At 73.6% G+C, this 16675-nt stretch carries 12 protein-coding genes; 2 read left to right on the top strand and 10 right to left on the bottom strand.

The genetic code is table 11. The features are described from left to right. Positions 1 to 59 precede the first annotated feature (59 nt). From CRV15_RS26280 to CRV15_RS26295, 4 genes are all read right to left on the bottom strand, one after another. Entirely contained in the window at positions 60 to 1484 is a 1425-nt protein-coding gene (locus tag CRV15_RS26280; protein ID WP_003959484.1) for an RICIN domain-containing protein, read from the bottom strand. A 99-nt stretch (positions 1485 to 1583) separates the two neighbouring features. Then, complete coding sequence (locus tag CRV15_RS26285) at positions 1584 to 3722, bottom strand: ATP-binding protein (RefSeq protein ID WP_230864088.1); 2139 nt, start codon at positions 3720 to 3722, stop codon at positions 1584 to 1586. A 968-nt stretch (positions 3723 to 4690) separates the two neighbouring features. Then, on the bottom strand, positions 4691 to 6415 hold the full coding sequence (locus CRV15_RS26290) for a DEAD/DEAH box helicase (RefSeq protein ID WP_003959482.1): 1725 nt from the start codon (positions 6413 to 6415) through the stop codon (positions 4691 to 4693). A gap of 89 nt (positions 6416 to 6504) precedes the next feature. Continuing rightward, positions 6505 to 6708 carry a cold-shock protein gene (locus tag CRV15_RS26295; RefSeq protein ID WP_009995304.1) on the bottom strand — a complete coding sequence of 68 codons (204 nt, stop codon included), beginning with the start codon at positions 6706 to 6708 and terminating at the stop codon, positions 6505 to 6507. 383 nt (positions 6709 to 7091) lie between these two features. Between CRV15_RS26295 and CRV15_RS26300 the strand changes: the two genes are divergently transcribed. Further along, positions 7092 to 8114 carry a methyltransferase gene (locus CRV15_RS26300; protein WP_003959480.1) on the top strand — a complete coding sequence of 341 codons (1023 nt, stop codon included), beginning with the start codon at positions 7092 to 7094 and terminating at the stop codon, positions 8112 to 8114. A gap of 495 nt (positions 8115 to 8609) precedes the next feature. Here CRV15_RS26300 and CRV15_RS26305 read toward each other — a convergent pair whose 3' ends face one another. Together CRV15_RS26305 and CRV15_RS26310 are read right to left on the bottom strand one after the other, a co-directional pair. Then, positions 8610 to 9791, bottom strand: coding sequence for a M20 family metallopeptidase (locus CRV15_RS26305; RefSeq protein ID WP_003959479.1), 1182 nt, complete (start codon positions 9789 to 9791; stop codon positions 8610 to 8612). Positions 9792 to 9845: 54 nt separating this feature from the next. Beyond that, complete coding sequence (locus CRV15_RS26310; protein WP_003959478.1) at positions 9846 to 11399, bottom strand: AbgT family transporter; 1554 nt, start codon at positions 11397 to 11399, stop codon at positions 9846 to 9848. A gap of 115 nt (positions 11400 to 11514) precedes the next feature. Between CRV15_RS26310 and CRV15_RS26315 the strand changes: the two genes are divergently transcribed. Continuing rightward, positions 11515 to 12546, top strand: coding sequence for an Lrp/AsnC family transcriptional regulator (locus CRV15_RS26315; RefSeq protein WP_003959150.1), 1032 nt, complete (start codon positions 11515 to 11517; stop codon positions 12544 to 12546). A 34-nt stretch (positions 12547 to 12580) separates the two neighbouring features. Here the strand turns inward: CRV15_RS26315 and CRV15_RS26320 are convergent, their stop codons facing one another. From CRV15_RS26320 to CRV15_RS26335, 4 genes are all read right to left on the bottom strand, one after another. Further along, positions 12581 to 13915 (bottom strand): ABC transporter permease, encoded by a 1335-nt coding sequence (locus tag CRV15_RS26320; RefSeq protein WP_003959477.1) that lies wholly within the window; start codon positions 13913 to 13915, stop codon positions 12581 to 12583. Continuing rightward, positions 13912 to 14586, bottom strand: coding sequence for an ABC transporter ATP-binding protein (locus CRV15_RS26325; RefSeq protein ID WP_230864204.1), 675 nt, complete (start codon positions 14584 to 14586; stop codon positions 13912 to 13914). Before CRV15_RS26325 ends, CRV15_RS26320 begins: the two co-directional genes overlap by 4 nt. Before the next feature lie 254 nt (positions 14587 to 14840). After that, positions 14841 to 15911 carry a peptidoglycan-binding protein gene (locus CRV15_RS26330; RefSeq protein ID WP_009995301.1) on the bottom strand — a complete coding sequence of 357 codons (1071 nt, stop codon included), beginning with the start codon at positions 15909 to 15911 and terminating at the stop codon, positions 14841 to 14843. Further along, positions 15912 to 16580 (bottom strand): hypothetical protein, encoded by a 669-nt coding sequence (locus tag CRV15_RS26335; RefSeq protein WP_009995300.1) that lies wholly within the window; start codon positions 16578 to 16580, stop codon positions 15912 to 15914. It abuts the gene before it with no gap. Positions 16581 to 16675 lie beyond the last annotated feature (95 nt).

A 16675-nucleotide genomic window follows, 5' to 3' on the forward strand; every position in this document is an offset into this window, starting at 1 on the left:
CCCCGGACCCGGCGGCACACACCGTCGTCCCAGGGCCCGCCGGGCACCGGGCCCGCCGCTCAGGAGCGGGTGAAGATCCACTCGTGGTTGTTCTGGCTCTCCGGCGCGCAGGGCCAGATGAGGAGCTGACGCTCCGTCTCGCTGTTGCTGTAGGAGTCCAGGCACTGGTTGTTGCTGGCGAAGTTGCGAATCCAGTACTTCCCGTCCGCCTGCTTGTCGAGCCACCAGAGCTGGTTGTCCCCGGTGGTGCCGTTGCAGGGGTACTCCGTGACCATGGTCGCCTCGCCGACGCCGTGGTTGCCGGGCAGGTCCAGGCACATGCTGTCCATGACGTTGCGGATCTGGTACAGCGGCGCCCCGCCGGGCCCGGCGCTGTTGTAGCGCTTCTCCACATTCCAGAGCTGGTTGTCGCCGCTGGTGTTGTTGCAGGTGAAGTGGTGGACCTCGGTGTCCGGCCGGCCGCTGGAGTAGCCGGGGATGTCCACGCAGGTGCCGTTGGTGTTGTTCTTGATCAGCACCCGGGTGAGCGGCGGGGTGCGCACCGGCGCGGACTGTGCCACCCGCCGCCCCGCGCGCTTCTTCTGCGGGTCGGCCCCGGTGCGGGGCCGGGCCGCGGTCGGCTTGTCGTCCCGGGGCTCAGCTGCCGCCGTGCCCGGGTCCGTCTTCCCTGAGCCCGTCTTCCCCGGGTCCGCCTGCGGCTTCGGCGCGGCCTGCTCCGTCCGCTGCGACCGGGCCCTCTCCTCCGCGGCCTCCGCTTCCTTCGTCGCCCTGGCCCGTGAGGAGGAGGCCGAGGGCGCCGCCTCGGCGACGAAGGCGCCCGCGGGGTCGTCCTCGTCCCGCAGGATGTTCTCGGCTGCCCCGGTGCTGACGGCCTTCTTCTCCTCGTCCCTGCCGACCGCCATGACCAGCAGCGGGATAGCCACCAGGATGGCGCCCACCATGGCGGCACCGGCCAGTACCGGTTTGCCGGGGCGGCCCGGCGCGTCGTCGTCGGGTGCGGCCCCGTCGCCGCCGGGCCCGGCAGCCGCGGCGATACCCCGGCGGCCCTTCCACGCCCGCGCGCCACCCGCCGCCCGCACTCCGTCGGCCTTTCCAGCGGCGCCGTTCACACCGTCGGACCTCGTGCCCTCGGCCCGGGTGTCACCGGGCTTCGCATCCGCGGCTTGCGCGTCCGCGGTCGCCGCGTCACCCGCCTCCGCGCTTCCCGTTCCGGCGTCCTCGGCCTCGGACGCCCCGGCGCTCCCGCTCTGCGCCCCGGCGCCCCCGACGGCACCGGACCCGGTGTCCCGGGACGCCGGACTCCGGGTGGTCCCGGCGGCCCCGGCCGTTTCCCCGGCCCCGGCCGCCGGGACCTGCCCGCCCGTGCCCGGGGCCGAGCCGGTACCGCCCACGGGACCGGCGGTGACGGTCTCGGTCCCGGGCGCGGCAGCAGATCCGGCCTGCCGGGCGGAGGGCTCGCCCGATGCCTTGTGCTGGTCGGACATGTACGTCTCCTCTGGTCCCGGAGGCGCTGCCCCCGGGCGATACGGGTACGGGGATCTGAGGGATCGGATCCGTGCTCGGGTTCCGTGCTGGTCGTTCGGTCAGTGCTCGTTCCGGTCCGTGTCCCGCGGCTGCGGAGGGCCGGTCGGTGCGGGCACGGAGTCCGGTGCGGTCGCGGCCGGGACGGTCGACTGCACCGGCATCGGCACGGGCACCGGTACCGGCGCCAGCGGCCCCGCCGCCCGCAGATGCCCGGCGAGCCGGGCCCGGTCGGCGCCGTCGCGGCCGTTCAACGCGCGGGCCAGCGCGGCGTGCAGAAGCTGCCGCCCGGAGGGTGTGAGGGTGCCGAGCACCACCTCGTGCACCAGTTCCGGGAGCCGGTAGTGCCCGGCGAGCGGATCGCCGCGGTCCGGGTGCCAGACCAGCAGTCCGGCGGTGACGGCGTCGTCGACCAGCGCGGGCAGCCGCTCGGGAACCATCCCCGGGACCCCGGCGAGCAGCCCGAGGTCCAGCCGCCCGCCGTCGACGGCGGTATGGGTGAGGACGGAACGGGCCTCCGGCGGCAGCCCGGCCAGCCGGTCGTGGACGATGGTGCCCACCGCCGTCGGCACGCGGGCACCGGGCCCGGTGCGCCGGCCCGGCGCCAGCCTCAGCAACTCCGCGAGCACGAACGGATTGCCCGCCGCGCGCCGGTGCAGGGCCTCGGCCTCGGCGGGGTCCTCCCCGCGTGCCGTGAGCAGCCCGGCCACGTCGTCGGCGGCCAGCGGCTCCAGGTGCAGCCAGATGGTGCCGCGCCGGGCGAGATCGGCGAGCAACCCGCTGACCTGCGGTGCCCCGCTGTCGCGCAGCGCGCACACCAGGGCCGCCGGGGTGTCCCGCAGCAGCCCGGCGAGCCGTTGCAGCCGTGCGCAGCCCTCCGGGGCGACCCCGTCCAGGTCGTCCAGGAGACACAGCACGGGTGCCCGGCCCAGTTCACGGGCGAGCGCTTCCACCGGGTCCGGGTCCGGGGCCGCTCGGGCGTCGTACGCCGCTGCTGGTGCGCCGGGGCGGCCGTTTCCCCCGGACTCCCGTCCCCTCAGCGCGTCCAGCAGCCGGACCACCGGGCACGACGGCACCGCGCCGTGGCCTGCGGAGCCCGGACGGCCGCCGGGTACGCGGACCACGGACAGCCCGGAGTCGGCCGCCCGCGCCGCCAGTTCGGTCAGCAGCCGGGTCTTGCCGGAGCCCGCCTCACCAAGGACCACCGCCCACTGGGAGCCGCCCGCGGCGACCGTCCGGAGCACCCCGTCGAGCTGCGCGGTCTCCTCGGCCCGTCCCACCAGGGGGAGTTCGGCGGACGCCTGCGGTGACGCGGCGGCGGTGGCCAGCCGGTGCGGGCCCGGCGCGCCGAGCACGGGACCCAGGATCCCGGTGTCGTGCCGCAGGACGGCGGTGTGCAGGTCCCGCAGCCCCGGGCTGGGGTCCAGGCCCAGTTCGCGCGCGAGCATGGAGCGGAACCGCTCGTACTGGCGCAGCGACTCCACCGGCCGTCCGGCCGCGTACAGCGCGCGCATCAGCAGCGCCCAGGACGTCTCGCGCAGCGGGGCGTCGACGGTGAGCCGGGTGGCGACGGGCACCGCCCGGTCCGTGTCGGCCTGTTTGATGAGGATGGTGACCTGGAGTTCCCGGGCGTCCTGGAGGGCGGCGTTCAGCCGTGTCTTCTCCCGCAGGGCGAAGGCGTGGTCCGCGGCCTCCCCGAGGGCCGGGCCCCGCCACAGTCCGAGGGCCCGGTCGATCCGCCGCCGAGCCCGGTCCAGACGTCCCTCGTGCAGCGCGGCGCGGGCCGCGACCACGGACTCCTCGAAGACGGCGGTGTCCCGTGCCTCCCGGGGGACGTGCAGGGCGTACCCGGCCCGGCTGCTGACCAGCACGGCCGAGCGGCCCTGACGGCCCGGGTCGAGTGCCGAACGGAGACGGCTGACATGGGCGCGCACCGATGACGCGGCGGCCGTCGGCTGGTCGCTCTCCCACAGGTCGCGGCAGATCTCGCCGAGCGAGACCGGCCGGCCGTCCTGGATCAACAGCCGGGTCAGCAGCACCCGTCGCTGCCGGGGCCCCAGGTCGAGCGTGGTGGCACCGCGCGACACTTCGACGGGGCCGAGGAGGCTGAACCACATGAGCGAGCTGTCCTGGGTGTCCACGGTGCCCATGGAAATCCGGACCACCTCCTGCTGCGCCGTCCAGGGCAAGACGCGCCGCACACACGGGAGTTACGCGGTAGGGGACTCCCGTCACTGTCCGTCTCGCTCCGGCAGCGTACGGCATCCGCGCACCGGCGCCCGGATCAAGAAAGGCATGGCGCGGCGCGGTTGGGACCGTCCCGTGACACGCGTGTCCCGGCGATGTCCGAACGGTCATCACATCCGCCCGCCGTGCCCGTATCGGCGAGTGGCGCTTCCGTTCCGGCCCGTACCGGCTACCGATGGGTACAGAACTGTGACACGAGGCCCGCGCGCCGTTTCTCGCCGCTGTGCCGACCGGGGCGCGCCCTCGGCGCTTTCGCGCCGGACCGCCGTCACCGCGCCGGGGTCGTCGCTCGCGGGGGACGCGTGTGTCGGGGGTGAACGGGGGTGGGCGGCCGTGCCCGGTGGGGTGACATGTCACGGGGTGCCGATCGCCGCCGTGCACGGTCGGGGTCGGGGGCGGGCTCCGTCCGGCGGCCGGACCGGGAACGACGGACGTTCTCCCCCGCTGCTGTCTCCGTCCGGTGGCCGGATCGTCATGGACCGGACCGTGGGTCCCGCCGGGCGGGGGGCGCGGAACGGCGCACCTCACCGAGCCGCTCTGACCATGGCGGCCATGGGCCGGGAGGGGCGCCGCAAGAGACGGCGTATCCGCTGGTGGGAGGGCGGTTCCGTGCTGACCGGACGGTCCGCCGGCCTGCCCGCCCGGGGCGCCGGGGCCGCACCACGACGGTGGCGGACGCCGGCGCTCCGCGGGGATGTCCACCATCGGTGAAGGGGTCCGGCCCGTGCCCGGACGGGTCGGCGGCCGGGCGGACAGGCCCGTCCGGCCGTGTCGCCGCGTGCGCCACGGCCGGGCATGGGCGTTCGTCCGGACCCTGTTCCTCCGCGCCTCTTCGAGGACGGCCGCCGGGGCCGGACCCGGGGCCGCCGGCCCGGACGGGCTTCCGCCCGGGGTCCGGGGTCCGGGGTCCGGGTCCGGTGTGTCAGGCGGTCCGGGGCGGGGTGCCGCCGCCGCGCGACCCGGAACGGGAAGCCCCGCCACCGGTGGCGGGACGGCCGGTGCCGGTACGGCGGCCACCGCGCCGACGACCGGAATCGCCGGACGGGGCGCCGGTCGCGGAGCCCTGCGCGCCCCGGCGGCCGGATTCGCGAGCGGTCCCGCCAGCGGTGCTCCCGGCGGTTCCGCGGGGCTTCGCGGTCCGGGCGGACCCGCGCCCGCCGGAACCGGAGGCGTCGCCCGACACCCCGGCCTGGCCGCGGCGGTCCGCGGACCGGCCCGCCGTCCCGGTCGCGGCGGTCCCGCCCGGGGCTCCGGTGCCCTCGGCGCCGCGGCGCCTGCGGCCGGAGCGCCTGCCGGACCCGGACCCGGCCTTCCGTTCCGGACGGTCCGCCTTCGGCGCGGTGGGCTGCGGCACCTCGATGGTGACGGCCACGCCGGACGGCTCACGGGCGCCGGTGATGGTGGACAGCTCCGGGTCGCTGGAGGTGACCCGCGCCGTCCGGGGGCGGATGCCCGCGTCCGACATGAGCCGGGTGACCTCACGCTTCTGTTCGGGCAGGACCAGCGTGACCACACTGCCGGAGCCGCCGGCCCGGGCGGTGCGCCCGCCCCGGTGGAGGTAGTCCTTGTGGTCGCTCGGCGGGTCGACGTTCACGACCAGGTCGAGATCGTCGACATGTATGCCGCGCGCCGCGACGTTCGTCGCCACCAACGCGGTGACCTGGCCGTTCTTGAACTGCTCCAGGGTCCGGTTCCGCTGCGGCTGGGTACGGCCGCCGTGGAGTGCCGCCGCGCGGACGCCCGACGCGAGGAGCCGCTTGGCCAGCCGGTCGGCGGACCGCTTGGTGTCGAGGAAGAGGATGACCCGGCCGTCCCGCGCGGCGATGCGCACCGTGACCGCCTTCTTGTCCGTCTCGTCCAGGATGTGGAGCACATGGTGTTCCATCGTGGACACCGCTCCCGCCGACGGGTCCACGGAGTGCACCACGGGATCGGTCAGGAAGCGCTGTACCAGACGGTCGATGTTGTGGTCCAGGGTGGCCGAGAAGAGCAGCCGCTGTCCGTCCGGCCGCACCTGCTGGATCACCTTGGTGATCTGCGGGAGGAAGCCCATGTCGGTCATCTGGTCGGCCTCGTCCAGCACGGTGATCCGCACCTGGTCGAGCACGCAGTCCCCGCGGTCCACGAGGTCGTTGAGGCGACCGGGGGTCGCCACGAGGACCTCGGTGCCGCGGCGCAGCGCACCGGCCTGCTTGGTGATCGACAGACCGCCGACGGCGGTGGCCAGCCGGAGGTTCACGGCCGTCGCGTACGGGGCCATCGCGTCCGTCACCTGCTGCGCGAGTTCACGCGTCGGCACCAGGACAAGGGCGAGAGGCGCCCGGGACTCGGCGCGGAGCCCGGCCGTCCGGGCGAGGACCGCCAGCCCGAACGCGAGGGTCTTGCCGGAACCGGTCCGTCCGCGTCCGAGCACGTCACGCCCGGCCAGCGCGTTGGGCAGGGTGGCGGCCTGGATGGGGAACGGGGTGGTCACGCCCTGTGAGGTGAGGGTCGCCAGCAGTCCCGTGGGCATGTCCAGGTCGGCGAAGTCCGCGACGGCGGGAAGCGCGGGTGTCGTGTTTTCCGGCAGCCGGAATTCCTTGGGCGGTGACGCGGTCGGCCGCGTTGACGAGGCGCGTCGGGACGTTTTCTGGGGCCTGCGGGACATGCGGTGTGTTTGCCTTCCTGGAAACAGCGCACACCGGGGTCCGCACCGTAATGGTGCGGACCCCGGTGTGGTCGACAAGCGTCCGGCGATCAGGCGGGGACGATGTTCTCCGCCTGCGGGCCCTTCTGGCCCTGCGTGACGTCGAAGCTCACCCGCTGGCCCTCACGGAGCTCACGGAAGCCCTGCGTCGCGATGTTCGAGTAGTGGGCGAAGACGTCGGGGCCGCCGCCGTCCTGCTCGATGAAGCCGAAACCCTTTTCAGAGTTGAACCACTTCACGGTGCCCTGTGCCATGACATTCTCCTTCTGTAGAGCAGAGGCCCCATCCGGAGATGCCGGAAACAAATAATGCGCCTGAGGGGAAAACATTTCCGTCAGGCGCACATAGGTTCATGGGTACCACAACTGCAACATTGATATTTTAGCACACCCTGAGGTCGCCTCCGCGGCGGTGGGGCGCGACCTCCCGCCTGCCGCGCCACCGGGGTCACCGGGGCCGTGTCCCACCGGTGGGGCCGGTCGCTTCGGGCGGTGCTCCTGTGCGCCCCCTCCATGCCCCGCCATGGCGGGGCATGCGCTTTCTCGTGGGGCGCACGTGCTGAATGATTCAGGAGGCCGCTCGGTTCCGGCAGCGTCACCCTGTTCAGCGGACTCCCCGCCACGATCGGAGGCACGTCATGGACGAGCAGGTCACCCCGTTGCCGCTGATGGAACTCACCTTGGGGATCCCCGCCTTCAAGGCCCTGGCCCTGGCGACCGAGCTGGAGCTGTTCACCGAGCTGGCCGGGGGGCGCTCGACGACAGCCGCGGCTCTCGCGGAGCGCCACGGCCTCCAGCCGCGCCCGGCCGAGCTGCTGCTCACCGCGTGCACATCGCTGGGCCTGCTGCGACTGGACGCCGACGGAGCCTACCGGAACACCGCCATGTCCGAGGAGTTCCTGGTCAAGGGGGCGCCGTACTACTTCGGTGGCTGGATCACCCTCGTGGACCGCCATGTGTACTCCGCCTACACACGGCTGGCGGACTCCCTGCGCGGCAACCATCCCGCCTCCTGGGACCCCGAGCGCCAGGAGTCGCTGTTCTCGCCGGACGACCCGGTGGTGACCGAGCACTTCTGGGAGGGCATGCACTCCTTGTCCGCCTACACCGGCCGGCTGCTCGCCGACACCCTCGACTTCGGCGCTGTCGGCCGTCTGCTCGACGTCGGGGGCGGGGGCGCCGGGTTCGACATCGAACTGTGCCGCCGCTGGCCAAAGCTGCGGGCGACCGTCTTCGATCTGGGCTTCGTCTGCGATCTGACCCGCCCGCGGGTCGCCGCGGCCGGGCTGGCGGACCGTATCTCCTTCGCGGCGGGGGACTTCTTCGCCGACCCGCTGCCGACGGGGCACGACGCCGTACTGCTGGCGAACATCCTGCACGACTGGGATGAGCACGACGCCCGGCGCATCCTCGCCGCCTGCGCAGAGGCGCTCCCGCCGGGCGGGCTGCTGCTGATCTGCGAGTCCTTCGTCGCCGACGACAGGACGGGACCGCCCCCCGCGGCGCTGATGAGTCTGAACATGCTGGTGGAGGCATGGGGCAGGAACTACACCGCCGCCGAGTACTCCACCTGGCTGCGCGCGGCCGGCCTCGAACCCGAGGGTGTCACCCCCTTCGAAGGCCCGGGCGCCAACGGAGTCCTGGTCGCCCGCAAGCCCTGACCCCTCACGCGGGCCCGGCGCGGTCGCCGTACCCGTCCGGTCGGCCACCGCACAGGGTTCGTCCCCCCATCACTCAGGCGTCGTGCCCGGGCGAGATCTCCCCCTGGCCGCCCGGTCCGCCCTCGACGCCCTCTCCGTCCGCCGTGACGATCTTCATCCGGCCGCTCACCGTGTGCCCGGGGAAGCCCCCGTAGGTTCTCCGGCGGCGGCCTTACATGCTCCGACCGGCGCCAACCGGGTTCGAAGACGGCCGACCCGTAGGCCGCCGGACGTCCGCAGCGGATCCGGCCTGCCCTTGCCGTCTTCGAACGGTGGCGTCTCGTCGGCCGCGCCGAGGCTCCGGATCACCGGCCCGGCGATGCCCACTCGCCTCCTGGCCGGCAATGGCCCCGAGTCCGTCTACCGGCCTGGTCCCGCCTCTCGGGGAAAGCCCCCGCCGGGCTCGGGCCGCCCGGAGGCTCCGGGCGGCCCCGACCGCGATATGTCCCGCACCGCTCAGCCGCGCAGCGGCCCCGCCAGCCGTCCCAGCACCCCCGCGACCAGGGCGGTCTGCGCGGCCACGGTGTCCGGATAGACGAACTCGCCCTGGGCGTGGGCGCCGTCGCCGACCGCGCCCATGCCGCACAGGACGGGCAGACCGAGGGCGGCGACGAAGTTGGCGTCGCTGGCGCCGCCGACGGCGGCGTCCGGCAGATGGCCGCGGCCCTGCTCGCGGGCGACCTCGCGGACGAGGTCGAGCAGTCCGGCCGAGGCGGTGCCGAGGGTCATCGGCGGGCGGTTCCAGGCGTGCTCGATCTCGATGCGGACACGCGGGTCGCTGACCCTGATCGCGTCCATCTCCTCGTCCACCCGGGCCTGTTCGGCCATGTCGCTGATGCGGATGTCGATACTGGCGGTGGCCCGCCCCGCGACGACGTTGGTGGCCGATCCGCCCCTGACGAGCCCGGTGTTGACCGTGGTGCCCCGGTCGGGGGCGGCGACGGCCGCGGCGGCGAGCACGAACTCGGACAGCGCGGTGATCGCGCTCGCCCCGTCCTGCGGCGCGAGCCCCGCGTGCGCCTCGACGCCGATGGCTGTGACCTGGAAGATGCCCGAGCCCTTGCGGGCGGTCTTGACCGCACCCCGCGCGGACGGCTCCAGCACCAGCGTGGCGTCGACGCCCCGCGCGACCTCCTCGATCACCGGCCGTGAGGACAGGGAGCCGATCTCCTCGTCACCGTTGAAGAGGAAGGTCACCGTCGGCACGGGCCCGCCGCTCTCCCGGGCCAGCCGCAGCGCCCAGATGCCCTGGGCCAGACCGGCCTTCATATCGAAGACCCCCGGCCCGCTGATCCGCTCCCGGCCGTCGTCGGACGTCCCCGGCTGCTCCCATCCGGCGAGGGTTCCCGTCGGCCAGACGGTGTCGTAGTGGCCGATGAGCCCGATATGTCCGGGCCCGGTGCCGGTGTAGGTGAGGACGAGGGTGTCACCGCACGCACCGCCGGGGTGGCGCCGCTCGTGGTCCGGCCGGCCGAGCCGGTGGACGGTCAGCTCGCGCAGGAAGTCCAGCCCCGCCGCGAGCCGGGGCAGGTCGTAGCTGCTGGTCTCGTGGTCGACCAGGCGCAGGATGTCGGCCACGGTCTCCGGTGACACCTCGTGGGCGCGGGCGGTGAGTGCGGCTGCGGGCGATGCGGTCATGATCTGCTTTCTCGTACGGGGGCAGGGACGGGTACGGGTACGGGTACGGAAGGGTCAGTTGATGCCGAAGGGGATGCCGAGCAGGTACCAGACCACGAAGAACGCCATCCAGGCGACCCACACCACGGCGGCGATCGGGATCGTGAACGAGGCGAGGGTGCCGATCCCGGCGGACTTGCGGTACTGCTGGATGAAGCCCAGGGCCATCACGAAGTACGGACTCATCGGCGTGACACAGTTGGTGACGGAGTCGGCGACACGGTAGACGGCCTGGGTGGTCTCGGGCTCGATGCCGATGAGCATCAGCATGGGCACGAGCACCGGCGCGGCCAGCGCCCACAGCGCCGATCCGCTGGTGATGACGAGATTCATGAACGTGATCAGCACCGCGATGCCGACCAGCACGGTCCACCCCTCCATGTCCAGGGCGCGCAGTGTCTCGGCGCCCTTCACGGCGAGGATGTCGCCGATGTTCGTCCATTTGAAGTAGGCGAGGAACTGGGAGATCGCGAAGAACAGGACGAGGATCGGCGCCATCGACCGGGTGCCGTCGACCATCGCGTCGATGATGTCGCGGGGAGCGGAGAAGGTGCCGGAGACCCGCCCGTAGACGGTGCCGAGCACGGCGAAGAACAGCCCCAGGACGAGCGCCATCCCGCCGATCAGGGGGGAGTTGACGATGCCGCCGCCCTCGCCCCGCAGCGGGGAGGACGCGGGGACCATGGCCGCCACCAGGAATCCGACGAAGCCGAGGGCGCACAGCCCGGTCACGCGCAGCGCGCGGCTCTGCTCCTCGGTGACCTCGATGGCCTCCCGCTCCGCCGCGTCCGGCGCGCTGATCGGCTCGTCGGGCTCCAGGTCCGCACGGCGGACCAGGACCTTGTCGACGACGAGGGTGATCACCAGAGCCACCAGGACCGACGATCCGACCCCGAAGAAGTAGTTGGACACGGGGGTGACGACGTACTCGGCGTCGATGGTGTGCGCGGCGGCGGTGGTGATGGACGACAGCAGGACATCGGTGGTGGTGAGCGACGGCGAGGCGTTGTAACCGGCGGAGATCGAGACATAGGCGACGATGCAGCCGAGCACCGGGCTGCGGCCCGCCGCGCGGAAGATCAGCGCGCCGATCGGGATGAGGGTGAAGTAGGCCGCGTCGCCCGCCACATGGCTGACCATGGCCGTCATCGACAGGGCGAAGGTGAGGTACTTGCCCGGCACCCGCGCGACCATGCGGCGCAGCAGCGCGGAGAACAGTCCGCTCTTCTCGGCGACGACGATGCCGAACATCACGGTGAGGATGGTGGCCAGCGGCGGGAAGGCCGCGAAGTTGTCGACGGCGCCCTCGACGGCCATGGTCAGGCCGTCCTTGCTGAGCAGGCTCTCCACCGTGATCGTCTTGTGGGTGCCGGGGTGCTCGGCGCTCACACCGGCCCACGCCAGCACGGCGCTGAGGACGGCGACGACCCCCGCCAGAATCCAGAACAGCCAGAACGGGTGGGGGAGCTTGTTGCCGACCTTCTCGATCGCCGCGAAGCCCCGGAACGCGGTGCGCAGGGCTCTCGACTGCGGCTCGGCGGGCGGAGTGGGGGCGGAGGTGACGCTCATCGGTACCTCTTTGTGCAAGGGGAGGATGTTCCTGCGAACAATGGCACCTGAGTGGGAGATTCTCTAGACTTGGTAGATAACAGTGGGATTAATCAGCGGTCTAAGGTAGGGCACCATGACCCGCCCTCTCCTCGACGAGCTCGACCGGCGCCTCATCGGCGCGCTGCACCTGGCACCCCGGGGCACCTGGGACGACATCGGCGGAATCCTGGCCGCCGACGCCAGCACGCTCAAGCGCCGTTACGACCGGCTGCGCGAGGCCCGGATGGTCCGGGTGATCGGGCAGGCGGACTGGGGCATGCACTCCGCGGCGATGCCGGTCCATGTCCTCCTGGACATCACCGGCGAGAGCCCGCTCGCCGTCCTCCAGCGGCTCCGGGACCTGCCTCACCTCAGCCTGCTGGCGCAGATCTCCGGCGACTACCCCCTCTACGCCGTTGTCCACGCCCCCTCCGAGGCCGCCACCAGCCGGGCCGTCGACCGGATGTTCTCCGTCCCGGGCGTCCGCCGGGTCAACGCCCTGCCCGCCCTCAGCACGCTGCGCCGGGGCATCAGCTGGGACCCGCAGTTCCTCACCGACGCCGAACGCGACGACCTGCTCCGGCTCGGCGGCGCCCGGCCCGGGTCCACGGCGACCGCGACGGCGACACCCCCCGCCAAACCCCTCAGCGAGGCCGAGCGCTCCGTCGTCGCCGAGCTGATCCAGGACGGCCGCGCGTCCGCGGCGCGCATCGCCCGGACGGCCGGACTGGCCACGTCCACCGCGCACCGGGTTGTCCGCAGGGTGCTCGACGAGGGGTGGGTCAGGCCCCGGCTGGAGATCGTGTCCGAGTGGCTCGGCTTCCAGACCCCCTTCATGCTCCGGCTGCGGGTGGCCCCGGGGGAGACCCCCGAGGTCATGCGCCGTATCGACCGGCTCCCCCAGACCCGGCTCGTCGCCCACGTCGCCAGCGATCTGTCCGTCCTCGCCACCGGCCTGGTCACCGACCGCTCCGCCCTCGCGCTCTTCGTCGACGACGAACTCGCCGGAATCCCCGGTGTCCTCGCCGTCGGCGTCGACGTGATGCTCGTCGAACCGCGCCGCTACTGGCTGGACCGCGATCTGGCCTCCGGCCTCGGCGCGTTCCACGCGCCGGCGCTGCTGTAGCCCGGCGTCGGAGCAGCCGGCCGGCGCAGCCCGCTCAGGAGGTGTTCAGGGCGACCGTGGGGTGCAGCCGCGCCGCCCGCACCGCCGGGTAGAGCCCTGCCAGGACCCCGATGAGCAGCGTCGCCGCGAACCCGGCGGCCACCGACCACGGGGGGACCACGGGGGTCCAGCCCTGCACCCGGGCGAAGCCGAACGTGGCCGCCGTGCCGAGGAGGGCACCGGCCGCGCCGCCGAGGGCGGACAGCAGCAGCGACTCGGTGAGGAACTGGAGCCGTACCGCGCCCCTGGTGGCGCCGAGCGCACGGCGGAGACCGATCTCCTGGCGCCGCTCCAGCACCGAGACGACCATGGTGTTGGCCACGCCGACCCCGCCGACCAGGAGCGCCACCGCGCCCAGTCCGAGCATCAGGGCCGTCAGGCCCCGGTCGGTCGCCGCCTTCGCCGCCAGCGCGTCCGAGGGGCGCGAGACCTTCACCGAGCCCGGCGCTCCGGGGCTGACGGTACGGGCCAGCACGGCGCGTACGTCCTCGACCGTCGCGTCCGGGGAGCGCTCGAAGACCGTCGTCGGATGTCCGTCGAAGCCGAAGTACCGCTCGGCGGTGGGGAAGCCGACCAGCGCCACCCGGTCCAGGGTGGGAACCAGCTCCACGGGTGCGAGGATGCCGACCACGACGACATGGGTGTCGTTCATCATGATCTTCTGGCCCGGTCCGGTGATCCCCAGGCGCTGGGCGGCGACCGGGCCGAGGACGGTGACCGGCAGGCGCTCGCCCGCCGCGTCGAGCCAGACCCCCTTCGCCACCCGGGCGTTCAGGGCCGTCAGCAGATCGGTGCGGGCCGCCTGGGCGGTGACCCCCGCCGCGCGCTCCTCGGGCACCACGTCGCTGCGGCGGATTCTGGCCTGGACCTCCCCGGTCGCGGTGGCGTGCTGGACGGGGCCGACGCGCTCGACCATGGCCACCGCCGCCCGGGGCAGCTTCGCCGGGGCGCCTGCCGCGTCGTCGGCCCCCTCCACGGTGAGCAGATTGGTGCCGAGGCGGTCGAGCCGGGCCATCAGATCCGACCTGCTGGACTCGGAGAGTCCCACCACGGCCACCATCGTGGCGATCCCGATCGCGATGCCGAGCGCGGACAGGGCGACCCGGGCGCGGCGGGCCCGCAGCCCGACCGCGCCGAGGCCGAGGACATCGCGGACCGACAGCCGCGCGGGGCCGAGCCGCCGCGCCGCCCCGCGTGAACCGTGCCGGGACGGCGAAGCCGGTGCCGGTGCCGGTGATGACGGCGGCGCGGTTGCCGCCGGTGCCGATGCCGGTGATGGCGACGGAGCCCCGGAGGGCCCGCGCCGCCGTCCCCGTCGCGGGGCGCTCATCGTGGACCCACCTCCCGCGCACCGGAGTCGGAGACGATCGTGCCGTCCCGGAACCGGACCCGGCGCGGCAGCGACCGGGCGATCCCGTCGTCATGGGTGATCACACAGATCGTGGTGCCCGCCGCGTTCAGCTCGTGCAGCAGCTCCATCACCACCGCGCCGGACGCGCTGTCCAGCGCGCCCGTCGGCTCGTCGGCGAGCAGCAGATCGGGCGCGCCGACCAGCGCGCGGGCGATGGCGACGCGCTGTTTCTCGCCGCCGGACAGCTCGGCGGGCCGGTGGCCGAGACGGTGGCCGAGCCGGACGCGCTCCAGGGCGGCCCGGGCCCGCTCCCGGCGCTCCCGGCGGGGGACACCCGCGTACAGCAGTCCGTCCGCGACGTTGTCGACGGCGTCACGGCCCGCCGCCAGATGGAAGTGCTGGAACACAAAGCCGATGTGGCGGGCCCGCAGCGCGGACAGCTGGGCGTCCGAGAGCCGGCCCACGTCGTGTCCGGCCACACGGACCGTGCCCGCCGTGGGGGCGTCGAGCGTGCCCACGACATGGAGCATCGTCGACTTGCCGGAGCCCGACGGGCCGACGATCGCGAGGAGTTCGCCGCTGTCGACGGTGAGGTCCACCCCGCGCAGGGCCCGTACCCCGCCGGGGTACGACTTGACGACGTCCCGCAGTTCGACGACGGGGACCGGGGCGAGAGGGGTGGTTCCGGCGGCGGACGCGAAGGCTCCGGAGGCCGTACCGACGGCCGTGGACACGGCGGCGGCACCTCCGGTGCCGACACCCTCGGCGGAGGCACCCCCGAGCAGGGCATCCCTGAGGGCTGCATCCTCGGCGGAGGCACCCCTGAGGGCGGCACCCCTGAGGGTGGCATCCCCGGCGGCGGCGGACGCGTCCGCTCCGGCGCCGGAGGAAGGGGCGGAGAGTGTCATTCCGTTGCCACCCCCACCGTCAGCCCCTCCCTGATCCGCGCACCGCTGACCTCGATCCGTCCGTCGGCCGTCAGCCCCGTCTCCACCCGCACCATCCGGGAGGCGCCGCCCTGGACGACCTCCAGTCCGTAGCCGCCGTCCGCGCCGCGCAGCGCGACGACCGCCTCCACCGGGACGGTGAGCACGTCCTCACGGCTCCTGCTGACGAACTTCACGGTCACCGTGGCCCTCGTGTCCTCGCCGGACACCACCGCCGCGCCGCCGTCCAGGCCGATCTCGACCGTGATGCTGTTCGACGCCGCGGCGTCCTCCCCGTTCTCCGGCCGCACCGTCCCGGTGACCCGGCCCTTCGCGGTCGTCCCGCTGGGCAGCGTCACCTCGGTGCGCGTGCCCGGTGCGGCGAGCGACACATCGCTCTGGTCCAGTTCCGCGCGGACCACCGGCCGGGTCGAGGCGACGGTGAGGACGGCCCCGTCCGGTCCGACCCGGTCGGCGAGGGCGGCGTCCGCGCGGACGACGGTGACCTCCTCGGGCTGGAAGACCACATGCCCCTCACCGACCCGGCCCGTCACCACCCGGTTGAGGGACTTCTGCCACCGTTTGACGGCCGCCTCGGTCGCCCTGTCGTAGCGCGGGTCGACGTACAGCCCGCCGCCGTACCCGAGCGCGACGAGATTGCGCTCCAGTTGCAGGACGTCGCTGCCCCGGTCGCCCGGCTTCATCTCCCGGAACGAGGGCACCGGCCCATACAGCAGCGTGACCGGCTTGTCGTCCAGTTCGTAGAGGGCCCGACCGCGGGTGACGGTGGCGCCCTCCCGCGCCGCGACCGTCACCGTGCCCGCGACCGCCGGTTTCACCGCGCGGTGCCGGGCGAAGTCGATCCGTCCGTCGACCGTCTCGGAGACGACGAGGTCGGCCCGGGTGATCGTGGTGGTGGCGGGTGGCCGCCGCTCGGCCCGGCCGCTCCCTGCGTCGGCCCCGCCACCGCCGTGCACCAGGGCGCCCGCGCCCAGCGCGGCGGCGGTGACGGCGGCGGCGCCGACGGCGTATCCCGTACGACGCCTCATCTACTGCATCCCGTCCAGACCTTCGAGCAGCTTGCTCTCGCACGCCGTGCGGGCCCGCTGATACGAGGGTGTCCGCTCGTCGATCCTCGGATTCATGGGGTCGGGCTCGCCGCCGGGCATGACCCCGCCACCGGACAGGGTGGGGTTGGCGAACGCGGAAACGCCGTTGTCGCGCATGCACGTCGCGTGCGCGAGCATCGACTCGTAGTCCTTCTGTTTGTCGCGCGGGGGGCTCAGCTCGTCCGCCGCCAGCATCTTCTCGGCGCAGACACCGTTCCGGCCGCCCTTCGTGTCCGAGCCGTCGCCGTTCGGGTCCCTGATCTCGTTGATCTTCGACCAGTCCAGATAGCCGCTCAGCCGGGGATCGGGGAAGTCCTTCACCCCCGCCTTGGTCCGCATGCAGCGGACGTACTCCAGCTGCGCGTCGTAATAGGCGCTCTTGCCCGCGGTGGTGGACCCCTTGTCCCCGCCGTCACCCGCGCGGTCCTGGGTACCGGACGGGCGCTGCGCGGCCGGTTCGTCCGGCACGGACGCGATCGCGCCGCTCCCGTCCTCGCGAGCGCCGTCCGCACGGCCGCACGCGGCCGACAGGGCGAGCAGGGGAACGAGGACGACCACGGCGGCGGCGGGCCGGAGCCGCGCGGTGCGGTGCACGGTGGGGATCTTCATGCGACCACCGTCGGCCCCGCACATGGTGGACGGCCCATCGCCGCATGATGAACGCGTAACAATGTGCGCGAGCGCGGCCCGCTTCCCCTCCTCCC

It is taken from the genome of Streptomyces clavuligerus (assembly GCF_005519465.1).
In the GTDB taxonomy this organism is placed as follows: domain Bacteria; phylum Actinomycetota; class Actinomycetes; order Streptomycetales; family Streptomycetaceae; genus Streptomyces; species Streptomyces clavuligerus.